15 protein-coding genes are annotated in these 18,870 nt (G+C 68.6%); 5 read left to right on the forward strand and 10 right to left on the reverse strand.

Annotation, left to right across the window (positions count from 1 at the left end):
* The 5 genes from AC1RQG_RS04970 to AC1RQG_RS04990 form a co-directional block, all read right to left on the reverse strand.
* Positions 1 to 822, reverse strand: coding sequence for a CbbQ/NirQ/NorQ/GpvN family protein (locus tag AC1RQG_RS04970; protein WP_493128902.1), 822 nt, complete (start codon positions 820 to 822; stop codon positions 1 to 3).
* Positions 806 to 2,164 (reverse strand): cbb3-type cytochrome c oxidase subunit I, encoded by a 1,359-nt coding sequence (locus AC1RQG_RS04975; protein WP_493128905.1) that lies wholly within the window; start codon positions 2,162 to 2,164, stop codon positions 806 to 808. Before AC1RQG_RS04975 ends, AC1RQG_RS04970 begins: the two co-directional genes overlap by 17 nt.
* Positions 2,165 to 2,178: 14 nt before the next feature.
* Positions 2,179 to 3,021, reverse strand: coding sequence for a c-type cytochrome (locus AC1RQG_RS04980; protein WP_493128907.1), 843 nt, complete (start codon positions 3,019 to 3,021; stop codon positions 2,179 to 2,181).
* Between the two features lie 349 nt (positions 3,022 to 3,370).
* A complete protein-coding gene (locus AC1RQG_RS04985; RefSeq protein ID WP_493128909.1) occupies positions 3,371 to 5,770 on the reverse strand; it encodes a TonB-dependent receptor in 2,400 nt (799 codons plus the stop codon).
* A gap of 197 nt (positions 5,771 to 5,967) precedes the next feature.
* Positions 5,968 to 7,500 (reverse strand): cytochrome C, encoded by a 1,533-nt coding sequence (locus tag AC1RQG_RS04990; RefSeq protein ID WP_493128911.1) that lies wholly within the window; start codon positions 7,498 to 7,500, stop codon positions 5,968 to 5,970.
* A 213-nt stretch (positions 7,501 to 7,713) separates the two neighbouring features.
* Between AC1RQG_RS04990 and AC1RQG_RS04995 the strand changes: the two genes are divergently transcribed.
* The 4 genes from AC1RQG_RS04995 (at position 7,714) to AC1RQG_RS05010 (ending at position 11,940) form a co-directional block, all read left to right on the forward strand.
* A complete protein-coding gene (locus AC1RQG_RS04995) occupies positions 7,714 to 9,411 on the forward strand; it encodes an ATP-binding protein (protein WP_493128913.1) in 1,698 nt (565 codons plus the stop codon).
* Entirely contained in the window at positions 9,404 to 10,114 is a 711-nt protein-coding gene (locus tag AC1RQG_RS05000) for a response regulator (protein ID WP_493128915.1), read from the forward strand. Before AC1RQG_RS04995 ends, AC1RQG_RS05000 begins: the two co-directional genes overlap by 8 nt.
* Positions 10,115 to 10,176: 62 nt before the next feature.
* The gene (locus AC1RQG_RS05005) at positions 10,177 to 10,728 is read left to right on the forward strand and encodes a hypothetical protein (RefSeq protein ID WP_493128917.1); all 552 of its coding nucleotides are present in this window, start codon (positions 10,177 to 10,179) and stop codon (positions 10,726 to 10,728) included.
* A 12-nt stretch (positions 10,729 to 10,740) separates the two neighbouring features.
* Positions 10,741 to 11,940: a metallophosphoesterase family protein gene (locus AC1RQG_RS05010; protein WP_493128919.1), complete on the forward strand. Its 1,200-nt coding sequence runs from the start codon at positions 10,741 to 10,743 to the stop codon at positions 11,938 to 11,940.
* Between the two features lie 24 nt (positions 11,941 to 11,964).
* Here AC1RQG_RS05010 and AC1RQG_RS05015 read toward each other — a convergent pair whose 3' ends face one another.
* Together AC1RQG_RS05015 and AC1RQG_RS05020 are read right to left on the reverse strand one after the other, a co-directional pair.
* Positions 11,965 to 12,573: a hypothetical protein gene (locus AC1RQG_RS05015; RefSeq protein ID WP_493128921.1), complete on the reverse strand. Its 609-nt coding sequence runs from the start codon at positions 12,571 to 12,573 to the stop codon at positions 11,965 to 11,967.
* Between the two features lie 167 nt (positions 12,574 to 12,740).
* On the reverse strand, positions 12,741 to 14,963 hold the full coding sequence (locus AC1RQG_RS05020; RefSeq protein WP_493128923.1) for a molybdopterin-dependent oxidoreductase: 2,223 nt from the start codon (positions 14,961 to 14,963) through the stop codon (positions 12,741 to 12,743).
* Positions 14,964 to 15,106: 143 nt separating this feature from the next.
* Between AC1RQG_RS05020 and AC1RQG_RS05025 the strand changes: the two genes are divergently transcribed.
* Positions 15,107 to 15,415 (forward strand): apolipophorin, encoded by a 309-nt coding sequence (locus tag AC1RQG_RS05025; protein WP_493128925.1) that lies wholly within the window; start codon positions 15,107 to 15,109, stop codon positions 15,413 to 15,415.
* Positions 15,416 to 15,520: 105 nt separating this feature from the next.
* Here the strand turns inward: AC1RQG_RS05025 and AC1RQG_RS05030 are convergent, their stop codons facing one another.
* The 3 genes from AC1RQG_RS05030 to AC1RQG_RS05040 are packed head-to-tail and all read right to left on the reverse strand — an operon-like array spanning position 15,521 to position 18,826.
* Complete coding sequence (locus AC1RQG_RS05030) at positions 15,521 to 17,686, reverse strand: CHASE2 domain-containing protein (RefSeq protein WP_493128927.1); 2,166 nt, start codon at positions 17,684 to 17,686, stop codon at positions 15,521 to 15,523.
* A 19-nt stretch (positions 17,687 to 17,705) separates the two neighbouring features.
* Positions 17,706 to 18,329: an OmpA family protein gene (locus tag AC1RQG_RS05035; RefSeq protein ID WP_493128929.1), complete on the reverse strand. Its 624-nt coding sequence runs from the start codon at positions 18,327 to 18,329 to the stop codon at positions 17,706 to 17,708.
* Between the two features lie 17 nt (positions 18,330 to 18,346).
* Complete coding sequence (locus AC1RQG_RS05040) at positions 18,347 to 18,826, reverse strand: FecR family protein (RefSeq protein WP_493128931.1); 480 nt, start codon at positions 18,824 to 18,826, stop codon at positions 18,347 to 18,349.
* Between the last annotated feature and the right edge of the window lie 44 nt (positions 18,827 to 18,870).

An 18,870-nucleotide genomic window follows, 5' to 3' on the forward strand; every position in this document is an offset into this window, starting at 1 on the left:
CTAGATGAAGCTGGCGCGGATCAGGTCATCCATGGCGCCGGTCAGCGCGGCATCGTCCGACAGCGGGGCGACGATGGCCGCGTAGCAGGCCTGGCGTGGATGGATGCCGCTGGCGATCAGGCGCGCCGCCGCCACCAGCACGCGGGTGCTCGGCACCTCGGCCAGGCCGCGGTCGCGCAGCTGGCGCAGGCGTCCGGCCAGCGTCACCAGCTCGTGGGCCAGCGCGGTGGCCACGCCGCCCTCGTGGGCCACGATGGTCACTTCGCGCTCGGGCGGCGGGAAATCGAAGTCGAAGCCGATGAAGCGCTGGCGCGTGCTGGGCTTGAGGTCCTTCAGCATGCGCTGGTAGCCGGGGTTGTACGAGATGACGAGCTGGAAGCCCGGCGCGGCCTCGATGGTTTCGCCCGTCTTATCGACCGGCAGGATGCGGCGGTGGTCGGTCAGCGGGTGCAGCACCACCACCGTGTCCTGGCGCGCCTCGACCACCTCGTCCAGGTAGCAGATGGCGCCGTTGCGCACGGCGCGCGTGAGCGGGCCATCCTGCCACACCGTGTTGCCGCCCTCGATCAGGAAGCGCCCCACCAGGTCGGCCGTGGTGAGGTCGTCGTGGCAGGACACGGTGATCAGGGGCCGGCCCAGCTTCCACGCCATGAACTCGACGAAGCGGGTCTTGCCGCAGCCGGTGGGCCCCTTCAGCATGACGGCCAGCTTGCGCTCGTGGCACTGCTCGAACAGCGCCACCTCGTCGCCCAGCGGCTGATAGTAGGGCGGGGCCGGGGCCGCCCCCGGCGCCACGTGCGCCGCCTCAGGCTCCCGCTGCATGAGGCTGCGCCTGCGCGTTGTCGCTGAATTCGAGGCGCGGCCCGTAGCGGAAGAAATCGACGATGAACAGCACCACCCCGGTGGCGAACAGCGACGCGGTGGCGATCAGCATCAGGAAGTGCACCTGGATCTTCAGCTGCGCATCGAGGAAACCGAGGCCCATGATCCGTTCCAGATACACCTGGCCGATGCCGGCCGTGGCGAACGACATCGTCATGCCGAACATGCCGGCGATCTGCAGCCAGAACGCCCAGTAGCCGAGCGCCGTGCCCTCCTCGGGACGGCGGGTGAGGCTGGGCAGCGCGAACGAGATCATGGCCAGCACGATCATGGCGTAGGCGCCGTAGAACGCGGCGTGGCCGTGCATGGCCGTGATCAGCGTGCCGTGCGTCCATTTGTTCACCGAGGGGAAGGTGTGGGCGAGGCCGAGCAGGCCGGCGCCGAACAGGGTGAACACGGCGCTGCCCACCGTCCAGTGCAACGCCAGTTTGTTGGGGTGGCCGGCGCCGGCGCGGCGGATCGACGAATAGGCGTAGACGGCCATGCCGATCAGGGCCAGCGGCTCCAGCGCGCTGAAGAAGCCGCCGATGGGCAGCCAGTAGCTGGGCACGCCCACCCAGTAGTAGTGGTGGGCGGTGCCGAGGATGCCGGCGATGAACACCAGGCCGACGATCACGTACAGCCATTTCTCCATCACCTCGCGGTCGGCGCCGGACAGGCGGATCAGCAGGTAGGCGAGGAAGCCGCCCTGGATCATCTCCCACACGCCCTCGACCCACAGGTGGATGGTCCACCAGCGGTAGAAGATCGACACCGTGTAGTTCTGGTATTCGAGCAGCGCCGGCAGATAGAGCACGGCGGCCAGGCCCAGGCCGGCGATCAGCACGCCCTCGCTGGTGGTCAGGCGGCCCGATTTTTTGATGGTCATGCCGATGTTGTAGAGGAACATGAGCATGACGATCACGATGACGATCTTGTGCGGCAGCGGTTGTTCGAGCAGCTTGTTGCCGGTGCCCCAGCGGAACAGGTAGCCGATGATGGCCGTCACGCCCATCAGCACCCACAGCACGAGCTGCACGTAGGCCAGCCGCGTGCTGTGCAGTTCGGTGCGCGATTCGTCGGGCACCATCCAGTAGGTGGCGCCCATGAAACCGCACAGCACCCACACGATCAGCAGGTTGGTGTGGATGACCTTGGTGACGTCGAACGGCAGGATGTAGAGCAGCGGGTCGGGCCCCAGGTACTTCGAGGCCGACAGCAGGCCGAACACCAGTTGCAGGCCGAACAGGGCCACCGCCACCGCAAAGTACCAATAGGCGACTGATTGGGATTTGTATTTCATCGCGTTTGCTCCGGTTACTTCAACGTCGACAGGTAGGCCACCAGATGATCGATCTGCTCGGGCTTGAGCGCGCTCGGATAGGTGGCCGGCATGAACGACTTGCCATCGGCCGAGTACATGGCCCCAGGCACGATGTGGGCGCTGGGGGTGAGCACCGATTCGCGTATGTAGCCGGCCAGGTCCTTGGCGTGGCCGTGGTAGTCGCTGCTGGCGAGCAGCGTCTGGGTGCGGCTGGCCAGCCCGGCCAGCGACGGCCCGGCCATATTCACGCCCGGCGCCGTCGAGTGGCAGGCGGTGCAGGCCGGCACCGCGCTGCGGAACACGGCCTCGCCCAGGGCCACCGGGTCTTCCGAGGCCGGGGCCGCGCCGGCGGCGGCTGCGCCTGCGGGCGGCTGGCCGGTGGGGCGGTCGGTGCCGGGGAAGGTGGCGCCCGTCACCAGCAGCGGCCGTGGCGGCCAGCCCTGGTTGTCGACTTTCGAGACCCAGTCGAGGAAGGCGATCAGGTCGGCGATGTTGGCGTCGCTGAGGTTCTGGCGCGGCATCAGACGGCGATGCTTGTTCTCGTCGTAGAACTTGGCCGGGTCCTTCAGGTAGGCGCGCAGGTAGGCTTCGCCGCGCAGCTGGGTGATCTTGGTCAGGTCCGGCGCGTAGTAGGCGCCTTCGCCGAACAGGGTGTGGCAGTTGATGCAGTTATTGTTGTGCCACACGTCCTTGCCGCGCGTGACCTGGTCGGTGATGGTGCTGGCATGGGTCAGCTGGCCGAACTGGCGGTGGCTGTCCAGCGTCAATCCGAGGAAGGCGACCGAGGCGATGGCGGTGGAAACAATGGCGAAGAGACGGGCTTGTCGCTTGTTCACGCTGGCCTCCTAGACGGAAATGGCAGGCCAGTAACGCAGCGCCGTCACCGCCGAATAGGCGATCGCCAGCGCGATGAGAACCACAACAAGATAGGCGAACAACTTCAACGACGTGATCCAGGCGTTCATTGTGTTCCTCCTCGAAGAGTGCTGCTGATGATAACTCGACAATGTGGATACTGGCGCACATTTATGATAAAAACAACAGCATTGGATTTTTTGCCCGTGCCGGCGACGGCAAAAAAACGGGCGGCGCCCCAGGGGAGGGGGGCGCCGCCCGAAACCGCGCGAACGCGGCGAGATTACCGTTGTCGGCGCGGCGGCATGCGCTGCCGCCATGGCCGGGGGATCACAAACTGGCGCGCAGCTCCACGCCGATGGTGCGCGGCGGCGTCAGGTAGGCGTAGGGCGAGCCGAACTGCTGCGTTTGTCCACCCAGCGACGTGATGTAGCGCTGGTCGAACAGGTTGTTGACGATCAGCGCCACGCCGTAGCGTTGCGACGGGCTGTCCCAGCCCAGGCGCAGGTCGAACTTGCTGGTGGCCGTGCCGGTCTTGAGCGTGGCCGTGCGCAGGCAGCTCAGGGCCGCCGTGTCGCTGTTGCAGCGGGTGGCGCTCTGGTGGCTGCCCTGCAGGTTGACGCTGGCGCGCCCGCCGGCCGTCTCCCAGCTCATGCTGGCGCCGCCCATCACGTTCAGGCGCGGCGTGCCGACCGGCTGGCCGGACAGATCGAGGCTCACGTTGCCGGCCGCGTCCAGCCGCTGGTAGCGCGTGTAGGTCTGGTCCAGGTATTCGAGGCCGCCGAACACGGTGAGATTGGGATTGACGCGCACGCGCCCGTCCAGGTCCAGCCCATGCGCCTTCTGGTCGCTGGCGATCACGTTGTAGGTGGGGATGGCGCCCACGCTGTAGAGCTGAATGTCCTGCAGATTCTTGAACTTGTAGCCGAACAGCGAGGCGTTCACGCTGGCGCGCAGGGCCGGCACATTCCATTTCACGCCCGCTTCGAAGTTGGTCATCTTCTCCGGCGCGAAGCTGGGGTCGCGCCCGGTGCTCGTGGGCGAGGCCGGATTGGGCGGCGTGAAGATGTTGAAGCCACCGGCCTGGTAGCCGCGCGAGACGGAGGCGAACAGCAGCGTGTCGGCGTTGAGCTTGTGGTCGAGCACGAGGCGGGGGCTGAAATCGGTCCAGTCCTTGTCGCGCGTGACGGGCGCGCCGGCCAGTTGTCCGGCCGTGGCGAAGATGATGTTGGACGGGAAGGTGGACGGGCCCACGCCGGCCAGCGGGCCGTAGGCCGTGAGGAACTGGTCGAGCGCCGGCGACACGCGGCCCGGCACGTACCACGTCATGGTCTTCTTGTCCTGGGTCCAGCGCAGGCCGGCCGTCACGTTTGTCGATGGCGCCACGTGCCAGATGGTGTCGCCGTACACGGCCACGGAGCGGGTGCGCACGTCGCTGTAGTGGGTCTCCTGCCACGGGTAGCTGGTCTCGGGCACGGGCACGCCGGCCGCCGCCAGCCCGCCGAACAACTGGCCGAAATTGGCCGCGCCGCCGGCGAACTGGCTCAGGGTGTCGAGCGTGCCCGTGGTCACGTAGGCGCCGGCGTCCTGGTGCTCGTTGTTGTGGAAGTAGCTGAGGCCCGCGATCCAGTCCAGCTGCGCCGTCTTGCCCGACAGTTTGAACTCCTGCTGGAAGCTGCGCGCGCGCTTGGCGTCCAGCGTGGCCAGGTACAAGTCCTGGCGCGCGTTGCCGTCGTTGTCCGTGTAGTTGTGGGTGCTGAAGCGGCGCCACGCGGTGGTGGACGCGAACGCCATGCCGGCCAGCGGCGAGTCGATGCGCAGCGTGGCGCCGTCGAAGTTGCGGCCCTCGGCGCCCTGGGTGTCGTTGTGCAGCGGGGCGCTGAACGGATCGACGAAATTGGCCGTGTAGGCCGCGTCGTACACGCCCCGGTAGCCGCCCAGCGGCAGGGCCGGATTCTGGATCACGGCGAACGCGGGCCGGCCGTACTGCTCCATGTTCTCGTGCTCCCAGCCGACGATCACCTTGGCCGCGCCCACGTCCTGGCGCAGCGACAGCCGGGTGGCCCAGTCCTTGTCGCCGCCCATCTTGCGGCCCGTGGTCTGGTTGGTGACCCAGCCCGCGCTGCCGGCCCGCACGGCCACCAGGCGCGCGGCCGTGGTGGCGGAGATGGGCAGGTTGAGCATGACGTCGGCGTTGGCGCGGCCGTAGCTGCCCAGCTTGAGGTGGGCTTCCGCGTCGTTCGTCTGGCCCGGCTCGTTGGTGCTGATGGCGATGGCGCCGGCCGCGCTGTTGCGGCCGAACAGCGTGCCCTGCGGGCCCTTGATCACTTCGATGCGCTGCACGTCGATGAAGTTCATCAGCGCGCCGCCGGTCTTGCCGGTGTAGACGCCGTCCACGTAGACGCCGACCGGCGCATCGGTGGCGATGCCGAAGTCGCCCGGCTGCACGCCGCGGATGCCGAAGCTGGGCTGGGTCGGCTCCGTGCTGTCGACCACCAGGCCGGGGATGTAGCCGTTCAGATCGGCCAGGTCCTTGGCGCCGATGTTGCTGATGTCCTTGGCCGAGATCACCTGCATGGCGATCGGCACGTCCTGCACCAGCTGCTTGCGCGCCTGCGCCGTGACGACGATGGACTGGATCTCGTCCGCCCCCCACGCGGCCGGCGCGGCGAACGCGCTGGCAAGGCTGGCGGCGATGAGGGCGTGGGCGGGCAGGTCTGTGCGGTGCATGCGGACTCCGGCGCGATCGTTGATGTGTCAACGATTATGCCTACAGTTTTGTCATGTACACAAGAAATTAGTGGCCGTTTTCTCCCATCTTTTGCGATGATTTTGCAACGATTTCGCAACAATGGCGCCGAAACAGGCGGCGCCGTTCATCTGCTTTAACTTTTGGCTCGCCGGGCCATGCGGACTGGCTCGCCGCGTCACAGCGCCTTGAGGAACGCGCTCAGGTCGGCCGCCTCCTGCGGCGTGAAGCCGATGCGGAAGCGCGTGTCGTAGAAGCGCACCACGTCCTCGATGCGGCGCTGCGAACCGTTGTGGAAGTACGGCGCGCGCGCGGCCAGGCCGCGCAGGCCCGGCGTCTTGAAGCGGCCGATGTCGCCCCATTTGCCGCTCTCCATGGCGCCGCCCGGATCGCTCGTCTCGATCACTTCGCCGGTGGCGTTGTTGCGCAGCGTGTAGAGCGGCAGGTCCGGCGTGCGCAGATTGGCGGCGGCGGTGCCGGTGTTGAACAGGCGGGCCACGGAGTGGCTGCCCACGTTGGGCGCGTTGTGGCAGGTGGCGCAGCTGGCGCGCTGCAACGGCAGCCGCAGTTCGTTGTTGAAGCCAGCCACGCCGACCACGTTGAACGGCTTGTTGTTGAAGATCTGCTCACCGCGCGCGATGGCGGCGCGCGCCTGGTTCTGCGTGGGGGCGGCCGGCGGCACGGGCGCCGGCTGGCCGCGTGCGGGCGGCGGCGGTGCCGGTGGTGCTGCCTGCGCCAGGTTGCGCCAGGCCGCGTACAGGTTCATCACGCTGCGGTTGAACGGCGCGCCGGTGCGGTAGTCGCCCGATTGCGGATCGTTGATGCCGAAGTAGAAGCCTTGTTGCGACAATGGCTGCGGGCCGCCCAGCGCGCCGGCATCGGTCAGGCTGCCGGCCGCCGTGGTGCTCGATTGGGCCGTGAACAGCGTTTGTTCGAAGGCGGCGATCTGACGCTGCTGGTCGGCCGTCAGGTCTTGCGCCGCTTCGGCGTGGCCGCGCACGGCGCTGTTGGCCTGGTGGCGCAGGTCGGTGTCGAGTGGCGCGAAGCAGCGCGCGGGGCGCACATCCTTGATGCAGATGCTTGATGCGGCATCGGCCAGCGTTTCGCGTCCGTCCCACATCACGGTGGCGTTGAACGGCAGGTTGGTGCTGGGCAGGGGACGGCGGAACAGCGACAGTTCGGTGGCGCTGGCGTAGTGGTAGGGGTCGTCCACCTTCACCAGCGAGAACTCGGCGTTGGCCGGCATGGGCAGGCCGATCCGGATCAGGCCCTTTGTGAGCAGCATGCTGTAGGCCAGGCGTTTCTGGTCCAGCGTGGCCACGGGCGCGGTGGGCGCGACGGCGCCATCGACGGGACGGAACACGGGGTCGAGGCCGGCGCTGCTGTTGAAGCGCGCAGTCAGGCCGGCCGGGGTGACGCTCCAGCCGTTGTCGGGCTGGTGGCAACTGGCGCAGCTGCGGCCATTGCCGAACGGCTGGAAGAAGGGACTGGTTGTGTCGACCGTGCCGGCGCTGCTGAAGGTGAGCGAGGCGCCATCGGCGTTGGGCACGGGCGCCAGCACCACGGGCGGCGGCGACTGCACGAGGACGGCGGCGGTGATGGCCGGGGTGGCGTCGACGGTGGCGGCGGTGTCGGTGGCGCCGCCGCCGCAAGCGGCCAGCACGGCGGCGGGCAGCAGCAGCAAGGGCAGGCGAATGGCGCGTGGGTGCATGATGGTCTCCGTCGATGGGGTGGTGGGACTTCGTTATTGATCTGCGGAAACCAATATGACGGCCAAATGTGCAGGAAAAATGGAGACGGCGGCGCAATGTGGCGCGCCCGCCGCAGGCGCAGGCCGTTCACATTGTCTGCACAATTGGCGGGTATGATGGCGCTGGACCCGGAGGCATGAGAGGAGCACGATGCAGCAGCACAGGAACCCGCCATGCGCCTGACGATCGCGCGCAAGATCGCGCTGGCCGTCATCGCCGTCGTCATCCTGTGCATCGGCACCATGGCGTGGGTGACGAGCATCAGTTTGCAGCGCGGCTTCGTGACCTACCTCAATGAGATGCAGACGCAGGATCTCGATCAGCTGCGCGAACTGCTGGAGGCGCGCTACCGCACCGAGGGCGATTTCGAATGGCTGCGCCACCAGCCGCGCGCGCTGCGTTCCCTGCTCGACCAGATGCAACCGCGCTTGCTGGCCGAGGCGGACGAGGGCGGCATGCGCCGGCGCGGTCCCGGTGCCGCGCCGCCCGATACTGCGCCGCCTGATGAAGAACGGGCGCCGCCGGAACGGGGCGACGCGCCGCCGCGACAGGATGACCCGCCCGGCTATGGCCGGCCGCGCGTCGGGCTACCATTCGGCGCCGGGCAGCGCCCACCGCCTGCCGATCTGCCCCCGCTCCGCGCCGACCAGGGCCAGCAAGGCGCGGACTTGTCGCCGCCGGGCGCCGACCTGCCACCGCCGCGCGCGGACTTGCCGCCGCCACGCGCCGGCCTGCCGCCACCGCGCCGTCCCGGCCGCGCCGACCCCGCCGGTTTCGCCTCGCGCATCTCCATCGTCGATGCGCAGGGCCGGTCGCTGATCGGCCCGCCCGACTTCCCGCCCGGTATAGAGCGCGACATCAAGGTCGATGGCCAGGTGGTGGGCCGCATGCGCTTGATGCCGCTGCGCCAGGCCGGCGGCGACGCCAGCGCCAGCACCTTCCTGCGCGGCCAGCTGCAAACCATCGTGCTGCTCTCGTGCGCGCTGATCGGCATGGCCATCCTGGCTGCCATCTGGCTGGCGCGCCACCTGCTGCGGCCGGTGGCAGCGCTGCGCGGCGTGACGGAAAAGCTGGCGCGCGGCGAGTTCGCGGCGCGCGCGCCCGTGCTGTCGCGCGACGAGCTGGCCGAACTGGCGCTGCACGTGAACGCGATGGCGCAGGCGCTGGAGGAAAACGAGCAGCAGCGGCGCCGCATGCTGGCCGACATCTCGCACGAGCTGCGCACGCCGCTGACGGTGATCCGGGGCGAGATCGAAGCCCTGCTCGACGGCATCCGCCGGGCCGACGCCAGCGCGCTCGATTCGCTGCACGCGGAAGTGCTGCACCTGAACCAACTGGTGGACGACCTGCACCAGCTGGCGCTGGCCGACGCCGGCGATCTGCAGTACAACTGGCAGCAGCTGGACCTGGCCGCCTTATTGCGTCCGCTGCTGGAACGATACCGGCTGCGCGCGCAGCAGGCCGGCCTGACGCTGACGGCGTCGCTGCCCGACGCACCGCTGACGCTGACGGGCGACAGCGGCCGCCTGACCCAAGTGTGCGTGAACCTGCTGGAGAACAGCGTGCGCTACACGGACAGCGGCGGCAGGATCGCCGTCGCGCTGGCCGCTGACGGCGCCTGGGCCCAACTGACGGTGGACGACAGCGCACCCGGCGTGCCGGCCGGCTTGCTGGCGCGCCTGTTCGACCGCCTGTACCGTGGCGACAGCGCGCGCGGGCGCGGCGGCAGCGGCTTGGGACTGGCCATCTGCAAGGCCATGGTGGAAGCGCACGGCGGCAGCATCGTGGCCTTGCCTTCGCCGCTGGGCGGCGTGAAAATGCTGGTCAGGCTGCCGATACAAGCGCCCACCCAAGGTAAAGCCCATGGATAACAACGCCCACATCCTGATCGTGGAAGACGACGTGAAGATCGCCGCGCTGCTGGCCGACTATTTCGTGGCCGCCGGCCTGCGCGTGACGCGCGTGGCCGACGGCGTGGCCGCCGTGGAAGCGGTGCGCGCGCACGCGCCCGACCTGATGGTGCTGGACCTGATGCTGCCCAGTCTGGACGGCATCGGCGTGTGCCGCGCCGTGCGCGCGTTTTCGTCGCTGCCCATCATCATGCTGACGGCGCGGGTGGACGAGATCGACCGCCTGCTGGGGCTGGAGTCGGGCGCCGACGATTACGTGTGCAAGCCGTTCAGCCCGCGCGAAGTGGTGGCCCGCGTGCGCGCCCACTTGCGGCGCGCGGCCGGCATGGCGCAGCCGGCGGCCGGCGCGCCCGCTGCGGTGACGGCGGCGCCGCTGTTCCAGGTGGACCGCGAACGCATGTGCATCACCCATGGCGGCGCTGCGCTGGCGCTCACGCCGGTGGAATTCCGGCTGCTGGCCGAGCTGATCGCCAATCCGGGCCGGGTCTACTCGCGCCAGCAACTGCTCGACTGCGCGCACGAGGACCAGCGCGACATCAACGACCGCACGGTCGATTCCCACATCAAGAACATCCGCCGCAAGCTGGCCGCGCGCGCGCCGGACACGGATTGCCTGCAGTCCGTGTATGGCGTGGGCTACCGCTTCGAATTGCCGCCGGCCTAGCCGGCGCGCGCTGCAGCGCAAGCGGCGTACAATGCCAGTTCCGCAAGATCGTGGGTGTCGTCATGCCGGAATTCCTGTCCGATGTGCAGTTGACCACGCTGCGCGCGAGCTTGCGCCGCGCCGGTCATGCGCGCTTTCCGCTGCTGCGCGCGGACATCGACGACCTGGCGGCCCAGACCGTGGCCGACCTGTGGCAATACCTGCAGCAGCGCGAGACCGGTCCCGCGCTGGAGGCCGATGCGATCCAACGTATCGCCCATGCGATCTTCAACCGCCGCGCGGCGGACCTGTACCGAAAAACCCGTCCGGCGTTGGCGGCCGGCGCGGCCCCGGCGTCCGCGCCGGAGCAAGAGCAGGCCGACGAGCGCGCCGGCGACCTGACCACCACGGCGCTGTACCGCAGCATGCTGCGCGTGTGCGTTGCCGAGCTGTCCACTATTTCCGAGCAAGACCAGATGGCCGTGGCGATCGCCACGGGGCTGGCGTCCAGCCAGGGCGACGCGCTCACGGCGGCCGAGCGCCAGCGGCTGCATCGCGTGCGCAAACGGCTGGCCGCGGCGATCCAGCGCGAACTGGGCGAGGATGCTTACAAGCTGCTGCGTGACTTATCCTGAGGAGCGATGAACATGGCTATCCATTCGGATCCTGAGCTGGAAGCGTTTCTGCATATCGTGCATGTGTCGGATATGCACTGCAAGGGGCAGGGCGCCGTGGTTGACACCGGGACGGAGCGGAAGGTGCGCCGCATCGTCAACACGCTGCGAGGGCTTGGCTGGGGGCAGTCGGCGGAGCGGCTGGAACAGCGCTGGCAAGCCGGCCTGGCCGGCCACGATCCAACGGCCCATGAGCGCATGTGCGCTTTCCTGTGTGACTTCGTCAAGCACGAGGATTATGCGGGTGTGGAAACCTGGCTGGTCGATACGGGCGACTTGAGCGCGCTCGGCGACATGGGCTCGCTGAAGACCGCGCTGGAGTGGGTGGACGATTACCGCATCATTCTTGACGCGACGCAGACGCTGATCCTGCATGGCAATCACGATGCGTGGCCGGGTAAGTTTCCTCTGGCCGCCAGCGCTTTGGAAATCGATGCGCAGCAGGAAGCGGTGCGCAATTTGTTGGGCAAGGCATGGCCGCAAACAGCGATTCAGACGGGCATCCCCCACTCCAACGCCAAATTGCGTTTGAGCGCGGTCAACAGCGCCGTGGGTGAGCGCTGGACCAATACGCTGGCGCTGGGGGAGGTGGGCATGGACCCGCCATGGAACACCTTTGGCGACGACCAGCTACAGCAACTGGCCAAACAGACCCAACAGACATTCCACCCGGACGGCGTGACGCGTGATTTCCGCATCCTGGCCCTGCATCATCCGGTCCACTATCCGCCGCCGCGCCCGACGCTCCAAATGAGTTTGCGCAACGATAGCGCCGTTGCTGAAGCGCTGGCCGGTTTCAGCATTCATCAACGGGGCAAGCTTGCCCACTTGCTGTTGAGCGGCCATACCCACGAAACTTATCCGCGCCTTGGTGCGTTGCCGCCCACCTCGACGGGGCAGCAGTACGCGCCGCTATACGAAGGCCAGCTGCAATTGATCGCCGGGTCGTTGTCGCAGTCGTCTACGCACACCGAGAGCAGGGAGCTAGCCGACGACGAGTTTATTCCGCAACAGTTTCAGATTCTCACGTTCTTTTCGTCGCCCAGCTGCGCGAAGCGGGGGCAGTTGCTGATGGAGCGTCGCGTCGTTGGGCGCCGCAGTCGCGGCCAGTTTCAATTTCTGTTGCCGCGCAGCCTGCCCAAGCGCGTTGAGTCGGTCATCTGGGAATATTGAAGGGGGAGGAACGCGGCGCTCGGGTCATTTTTGCACGTAACTGCCCGCTAGTTCGGACACGTATAGCGCCGCACTGATCTCAATGGGCACTTGCGTCGTGGTATAGACTGGACGGGTGAGCAGATCCAGCCTGGTCAACAAGGCGTGGCCTTCCCGCCCGACATGAAACCGGCTGGTAATCAGGTCAAAGGCGGCCAGCATCTCGCTCTCCTGCCCAGTCGTCAGGCTGGTCAGCAGTGCCTCTTGCCTGTTTAACTCGCCCATCTCCAGCCAGAAAGCCGAGACGGCCATCGCCAAGTCGCCGGCCATCTGGTCTATCCATTGCCGCTCATCCTCCGCCGTCTCCTCGGCGGTCAGGTCGTCTGCAAGCGCGCGGTTCAGCTGCTCACGCGAGTCAGCCGGCTGCGCCGCGATGTACTTTTCGAACTCGGCCAACACCGACTTGAGCAGGGTTTCGGCTTCCTCAGTCTGCGCGGCGCTGGCCTCCTGCGCGGTGCGCTGGGATACGCCGTGCCGAACCAGCTGGCGCGCGGCAGGCAGTATCGCCGCGCACAATTGGCGCAGTTCGCGATTCCGCCGGGCGGTGTCCTCGCGATTGTTCGTCAGTTCGGGGGTGACGGTGTTGGGTTTCATGGCAGTACCTCGTGGCTGGTCTGTTCGACAACATTCTGCCCGCGCAGTGCATTTTCATCGCGTGCTTGTATGGTATATCGAAAAATGGCCGTTTTCGTGACACGCCGCTTAGCATAAGACCCCGTCATACCCGCCTGCGCGGGTATGACGGGTTCTGGCCGTTAAGATTAGCAGGGCCGCATCTCGATCGCGATACCCGATAGTACGGCATTGCCCGACAGCGGGTCGCGCAACTGCTCGTCCAGCAGCGCGTTGAGGTTGGCGCCGGGCCGCTCGGCCGCCACGCCAAGTTGCGTGCCCGGCAAGTCATGGCCCCAGCCGTGCGGCAGGCTGACCACGCCCGGCATCATCTCCTCGCTCAGTTCCACCTGCGCTTCCACCATGCGCGCGCCGTTGCGCAGCTGGGCGCGGCCGCCGTCCGTCAATCCCAGCCGGGCCGCGTCGGCCGGGTGCACCAGGGCCGTGCAGCGGAACGGGCCCTTGGCCAGCACGGGCAGGTTGTGCATCCAGCTGTTGTTCGAGCGCAGCTGGCGGCGGCCGATGATGACCAGTTCCGACACGTGGTCCGGCTCGGTCAGCGCGTCGGCCACCCGGGTCAGGTCGGCCAGCAGGGGCGAGGGCGCCAGCTCGATCTTGCCCGACGGCGTGCGCAGCACTTCGGGAATGCGCGGCTGCATGGGGCCGAGGTCGATGCCGGACGGCGCGGCCTGCACCTTGGCCAGCGTCAGGCCGTCGGGCCGCGCGCCGAACTGGTCGCCGTACGGGCCGCTGCGCAGGGCCAGTTCCAGCATCCGCTCCACACCGCGCCGGCCCGCCAGCGCGGCCATGATGTGCGGCGTGGCCGGGCCGGCCGACTTCTGCACCTCCTCCTCCAGCAGCGCCGTGTCGAACGCGTCGAGATCGGCGTCGCGGCCCATGCCCTTGACGATGGCGGCCAACCGCAGCAGGCTTTCCCATTCGTCCGGCTGACCGTCGGCGCGCGCCAGCACGGGGGCGCTGTAGCGCGCGTGGTTGCGGTGCGACAGTTGTCCGAAGCTGACGTCGTAGTGCGCGTCCTCCAGCGGCGAGACGCCGGGCAGGATCACGTCCGCATGGCGCGACGTCTCGTTGAGGTAGATGTCGAGGCTGACCATGAAGTCGAGCTGGTCGAGCGCCTTGGCCAGCCGCGCGCCGTTGGGTGCGGACAGCACGGGATTGCCGGCGATGGCGATCAAGGCGCGCACCTGGCCGGGGCCGGGCGTGTCGATCTCCTCGGCCAGGCAGGTGACGGGCAGCTCGCCCATCACTTCCGGCGCGCCGGCCACGCGGCTGCGGTAGCGGCCCATGACCACGCCGCGCCCGGTGCCCGGCTTGCCGCGCGTGTTGGCGGCGAAGGCGGCGGCTTTGGGGAACATGGCGCCGCCTTCGGTGTCCAGGTGGCCGGTCAGCACGTTGATGGCGTCGATCAGCCACGAGGCCAGCGTGCCGTACTGCTGGGTGCAGGTGCCGATGCGGCCGTAGATGGCGCCGCGCCGCGCCGCAGCCAGTTCGCGCGCCAGCGCGCGCGTCACGTCGGCCGGCACGCCGCAGCGGGCCGCCATGCGCTCGGGCGGGTAGGGCAGCACGGCTTCGCGCAGCGCGTCCAGTCCCGCCACGTGCGGCGCCAGCCGGCCCAGGCGCACCAGGTCTTCGTCGAACAGCGTGTGGGCCAGGCCCAGCAGGAAGAACACGTCGCCGCCGGGGCGGATGAAGTGGTGGGCGTCGGCCGCCTGCGCCGTCTCCGTGCGGCGCGGGTCGATCACGACGATCCTGCCGCCGCGCGCGCGCAGCGCCTTGGCCTTGCCCCGGTAGTCGGGCACGGTCCACATGCTGCCGTTCGAGACCATGGGGTTGGCGCCCAGCACCAGCAGGTAGTCGCACCGGTCGATGTCGGGCACCGGCACGGTCATCCAGTTGCCGAACATGAGGCCCACCGACAGCATCTTGGGCACCTGGTCCACGCTGGAGGCCGAGTACATATTGCGCGTGCCCAGCGCGCGCGCCAGGCGCGGAAAGTACAGCATCAGGCTCATTTTGTGCGCCACCGGATTGCCAAGCACGGTGGCCACGGCGTCGGCGCCGTGGGCCGCGATGATGGGCGGTAGCCGCCGTTCGATTTCCGCGTACGCCTCGTCCCAGCTGGCGGTCACGAAACGGCCGTCGCGCTTGATGAGCGGGGTGCGCAGGCGGTCGCCGTCTTCGTGCAGATCCTTGAGGCTGACGGCTTTCGGGCACAGGAAGCCGGCGCTGAACACGTCGTCCTCGTCGCCGCGGATGCGCGTGACCTGCTGGCCTTCGCGTTCGATCACAAGGCCGCAACTGGCCTCGCACAGGGGGCAGATGCGGTGGGCGACGGCATGCGGTTCGGTCATGGCCTTGCCTTTCAAGGGAAGTGAACGGTCGTGCTATTGTCGGGATTCAGGGGGCCTCTGTCAATCGCCGCGTGACACCGTGCGCAATCCGGGCTGGTGTATGCTGTGGTCCATTATTGTGTATTTTTTGACAGGAGAAAACCATGACGATATCGACGAAATCCGTATTGGCCGTGATGGCGCTGGGCGCCGTGCTGGCGGGCTGCCAGAAGAAGGAGGAACCGGGGCCGGCCGAACAGATGGGCCGCAAGCTGGACCAGGCCACGCAGCAGGCGCAGGAGGCGGCCAAGGACACCGGCGAGAAGCTGCAAAAGGCCGCCAGCGAGGCCGGCCAGCAGCTCAACAAGGCGACCGAGGTGGCCGGCAAGAAGATCGAGGAGGCGGGCGAGAAGATCCAGGAGAAGGCCCGCGAGGAGCGCGAGAAGAAAGAGGACGAGAAGGCCGCCAAATAAGGCCGCAAAAAAACCAGGCCGCAACATAAGGCGGCCACATCAGGTGGCCACATCAGGCGGCCACATCCGGCCGCGCCGCGCGCTTCGATAGCGGGCGGGCGTGGCTCAGGGGGCGGTCACGTCGCCGTCGTCCGCGTGAACGTCCGCGTATTCCTGCGCCACGCGGAAGAATTCCTCGTGCCGGCGCTGGAACGCGGCCACCAGGTCGGGATCGAACTGGGTGCCTGATTGTTCGGCGATGTAGGCGCACACTTCGGCGTGCGTGTAGCCGCGCTTGTAGACGCGCTTGCTGATCAGCGCGTCGTACACGTCGGCCAGCGCCATCAGCCGGCCCGCCAGCGGGATGGCCGCGCCGCGCAGACCGTGCGGGTAGCCGCCGCCGTCCCACCGCTCATGGTGGGCCTCGATCATCTCGCGCGCGTAGTTGAGGAAGTGGCGCTTCTCCGGGTGGCCGTGGCCGACGATGATGCGCGCCAGCGTGGCCGCGCCGATCAGCGGGTGGGTCTTCATGATCGTGTATTCGCCCGCCGTCAGCTTGCCCGGCTTTTGCAGGATGCTGTCGGGGATGCCGACCTTGCCGATGTCGTGCAGCGGCGCCGACTTGGCGTACAGCTCGATGTCCGACGGCGTCAGGTGGGCGTAGGCGGGCGTGCTGGCCAGCTCGCGCGCGAGGATTTCCACGTAGCGCTGGGTGCGCAGGATGTGCTGGCCGGTGTCCTTGTCGCGCGACTCGGCCAGCACGGACAGGCTGAAGATGATCTCGTCCTGCGCCTCGTACAAGTCCTGGGTGCGGGCGTGCAGCTTGCGCGCCTCGATGCCGTACTTCAGCAGGCTCAGACAGGTGGTGATCAGCACCAGCGCCATGATGGGGAATAGCGGCGACAGATGCACGCCGGCCTCCAGCAGCAGCTGGCGCGCGGTCCAGTAGAAGCCGCCGGTGCCGGCCAGCACGGCCAGCAGCGACAGCACATAACCGGGTTGGCTCAGCATCAGCGTGCCGGCCACGCCGGCCAGCAGCACGGCCGTCAGTTCCACGCCCCTGGCCCAGTCGGGGCGGGCGATGAAGGTGTCGCTGAGCACGTTGTCGATGATGGTGGCGTGGATGTCGAGGCCATTGAGCCATTTGCCCGACGGCGTGCGGTGCCAGTCGCCAAGGCCCCGGGCCCAGGTGCCGATCAGGGCGATCTTGCCGCGCAGGCTGTCCGGCGCGACCTTGCCGTCCAATACGGCGCGCGCGGACAGGTAGGCATGGCTGGCGTTGCGGTAGTCGAGCAGCAGGTTGCCGGCCGCATCCAGCGGGATGGCGTGGCGGTCCCAGTACAGCGTGAAGTCGCCGCCGTCCTTGCCCAGCCGCAGCAGCCGTTCGTGCGTCGTCAGCAGCAATGCCGACAGCGCCAGCGACGGCCGCTCCTTGCCCGCCACGGGCAGCAGCAGTGGCACGCGGCGCAGCGTGCCATCGAGGTCTTCCAGCGCGTTGGTGTAGCCCTCGGCGCCGGCGGCGGCCGTCAGCGACGGCACGCTGCGCAGCACGGCGCCGGCCTGCGGCATGTGCCAGCCATGGCCGCCATCGGCCCGCAGCACGACGGTGCCGTCCGGCGCGGCCGGGGCGGTGGCCGTCGCCTTAGTCGTCGCTGTGGTCGTGGTCGCCGCGACAGTCGTGGTCGTCGCGACAGTTGTGGTAGTCGCGGCAGTCGCGGCAGTCGCGACAGTCGGCGTAGTCGTGGCCGTGGCGCCTGGCGTAGCCATCTTCGTGGCGGGCGCGCCCGGCTGGCTGAAGTCGAGGTAGTAGGCCAGCACGCTGGGGCCCTCGGCCAGCGCGTCGGCCAGGCGCTGCGAATTGCTGTCGGCCGCCGGCGGCGGCGCTGGCGTGGCGTCCAGGTCGCGCCGCCGTTCGTGTTCGATCACTTCGGGCGAGGTGCGGTCCGCCTCGGGCATGAGCAAGTCCAGCACCACCACGGTGGCGCCCAGCTGGCGCAGTTGCCGCACCAGCTGCGCCAGCCGGTAGCGCGGCCACGGCCACTGGCCATAGGCGGCCAGGCTGTCCTCGTCGATGCCGACCACCACCGGCGCCGATGGCGGCGGCGGCACCGCGCGCCCGGCCACCATCATGTCGTACATCAGCAGGTCGAGCTGCTGCAACGGCGGCGGCTGGAAGATCGACAGCAGGGCCACGGCCAGCGTCAGGCACAGGCCCAGCGCGTAGAGCGGCGCCTGGCCTTCGCGCAGCGGCAGCAGGCGGCGCAGGAGTGGCGGGCGCGCGGCGGTTGGCATGGGCGGCGGGCCGCTGGCCTTAGTGGACGATCACCAAGACGCGCCGGTTGCGCGGCTCGGCCACGCCGTCTGGCGTGGGCACGGCCGGGTTGCCCTTGCCGTGGTAGGAGGTGCTGATGCGCGCCGGCGGCACGCCGCGCTCCAGCAACAGGGCCTGCACCTGTTTGACCCGTTCCAGCGACAGCGCCGTGTCCAGCGCGGCCGAGCCGGTGCTGTCCGTGTGGCCGCTGATGCGCACGCTGATGGCGGCGCGCCGCTTCACGGCGGCGGCGATGTCGTCGATGATCTTCTGGTCCTCGGCCGCCAGGGTGGAGGAACCGGACTTGAAGTACAGCGTGAACGTCTCGCCGGCCGGTGGCTCCACCGCCAGCGCCTCGGCGAAGGTGCTGGCGATGTAGGCCGGATCGGCGCTGGTGACGGCGGCCGGCGCCTGGCGCGGGCCGGCCGTGCGCGTCATGGCGCCGGCCTCGGTCAGCAGCTGCTTGCCGCCCTCCGTGCTCACTTCCGCCTTGCCGACCTTGCCCTGCTGGTCAGGCACCAGGATCACGCTGGCGCCGCCCGCGCAGCCGGCCAGCAGCGCCACGGCCAGGGCCGGCGCGGCGGCCAGCTTCATGCGTTGGACGAGCATGGTTTGGAAGCGCATGGTTGGTCCTCGCATGGTCATTCCTTCACTTCGATCAGCACCTTGGTGCCGCGGGTGGCGATGGTGGCGTCGGGCGTGCGCACCTTGACCGTGTCCGGCGCCAGCTTGCCGATCTGGCCCGTGATGTAGGAGAAGGTCCCCTTGAGCATGCGCACCACCAGCGCGAACTTGCCGTTGTTGGGATCGAACAGGTAGTCGTTCAGCGCCAGTTCGCTCGACGAGCCGGCCGAGATGGTGGTGTCGTCGCCCAGCACGATGCCGACGGCGCCGGGCTTGCCGGTGCGGACCTGGTCGCCCCGGTACAGCGTGGTGCCGACCGTGGCCGGCAACGTGGCGCCGGCGCGGGCGATGGTGACCGTGCCTTGCAGGCTCTGGATGGTGCCGATCACGTCGCCGGCGGGCGCAGGTGCGGGCGCGGGCGCGGGCGCGGGCGGTGCCGCGTGCGCGTGCGCGCACAGCAGCGCGGCCAGCAGCATGGTGCTCAGTCGAAGATTCATGGTGCATCCCCCTTCGTGTTATCGCATCAACGCGGCAGGTGTGC

It is taken from the genome of Rugamonas sp. GW822-FHT03B10 (assembly GCF_058801745.1).

Excerpts from the sequence above, each read along its gene's own strand:
- AC1RQG_RS04970 (WP_493128902.1), bottom strand. The coding sequence starts at position 822 with ATGCAGCGGGAGCCTGAGGCGGCGCACGTGGCGCCGGGGGCGGCCCCG.
- AC1RQG_RS04975 (WP_493128905.1), bottom strand. The coding sequence starts at position 2,164 with ATGAAATACAAATCCCAATCAGTCGCCTATTGGTACTTTGCGGTGGCG.
- AC1RQG_RS04985 (WP_493128909.1), bottom strand. The coding sequence starts at position 5,770 with ATGCACCGCACAGACCTGCCCGCCCACGCCCTCATCGCCGCCAGCCTT.
- AC1RQG_RS04990 (WP_493128911.1), bottom strand. The coding sequence starts at position 7,500 with ATGCACCCACGCGCCATTCGCCTGCCCTTGCTGCTGCTGCCCGCCGCC.
- AC1RQG_RS04995 (WP_493128913.1), top strand. The coding sequence starts at position 7,714 with ATGCGCCTGACGATCGCGCGCAAGATCGCGCTGGCCGTCATCGCCGTC.
- AC1RQG_RS05000 (WP_493128915.1), top strand. The coding sequence starts at position 9,404 with ATGGATAACAACGCCCACATCCTGATCGTGGAAGACGACGTGAAGATC.
- AC1RQG_RS05005 (WP_493128917.1), top strand. The coding sequence starts at position 10,177 with ATGCCGGAATTCCTGTCCGATGTGCAGTTGACCACGCTGCGCGCGAGC.
- AC1RQG_RS05010 (WP_493128919.1), top strand. The coding sequence starts at position 10,741 with ATGGCTATCCATTCGGATCCTGAGCTGGAAGCGTTTCTGCATATCGTG.
- AC1RQG_RS05015 (WP_493128921.1), bottom strand. The coding sequence starts at position 12,573 with ATGAAACCCAACACCGTCACCCCCGAACTGACGAACAATCGCGAGGAC.
- AC1RQG_RS05020 (WP_493128923.1), bottom strand. The coding sequence starts at position 14,963 with ATGACCGAACCGCATGCCGTCGCCCACCGCATCTGCCCCCTGTGCGAG.
- AC1RQG_RS05025 (WP_493128925.1), top strand. The coding sequence starts at position 15,107 with ATGACGATATCGACGAAATCCGTATTGGCCGTGATGGCGCTGGGCGCC.
- AC1RQG_RS05030 (WP_493128927.1), bottom strand. The coding sequence starts at position 17,686 with ATGCCAACCGCCGCGCGCCCGCCACTCCTGCGCCGCCTGCTGCCGCTG.
- AC1RQG_RS05035 (WP_493128929.1), bottom strand. The coding sequence starts at position 18,329 with ATGCGCTTCCAAACCATGCTCGTCCAACGCATGAAGCTGGCCGCCGCG.
- AC1RQG_RS05040 (WP_493128931.1), bottom strand. The coding sequence starts at position 18,826 with ATGAATCTTCGACTGAGCACCATGCTGCTGGCCGCGCTGCTGTGCGCG.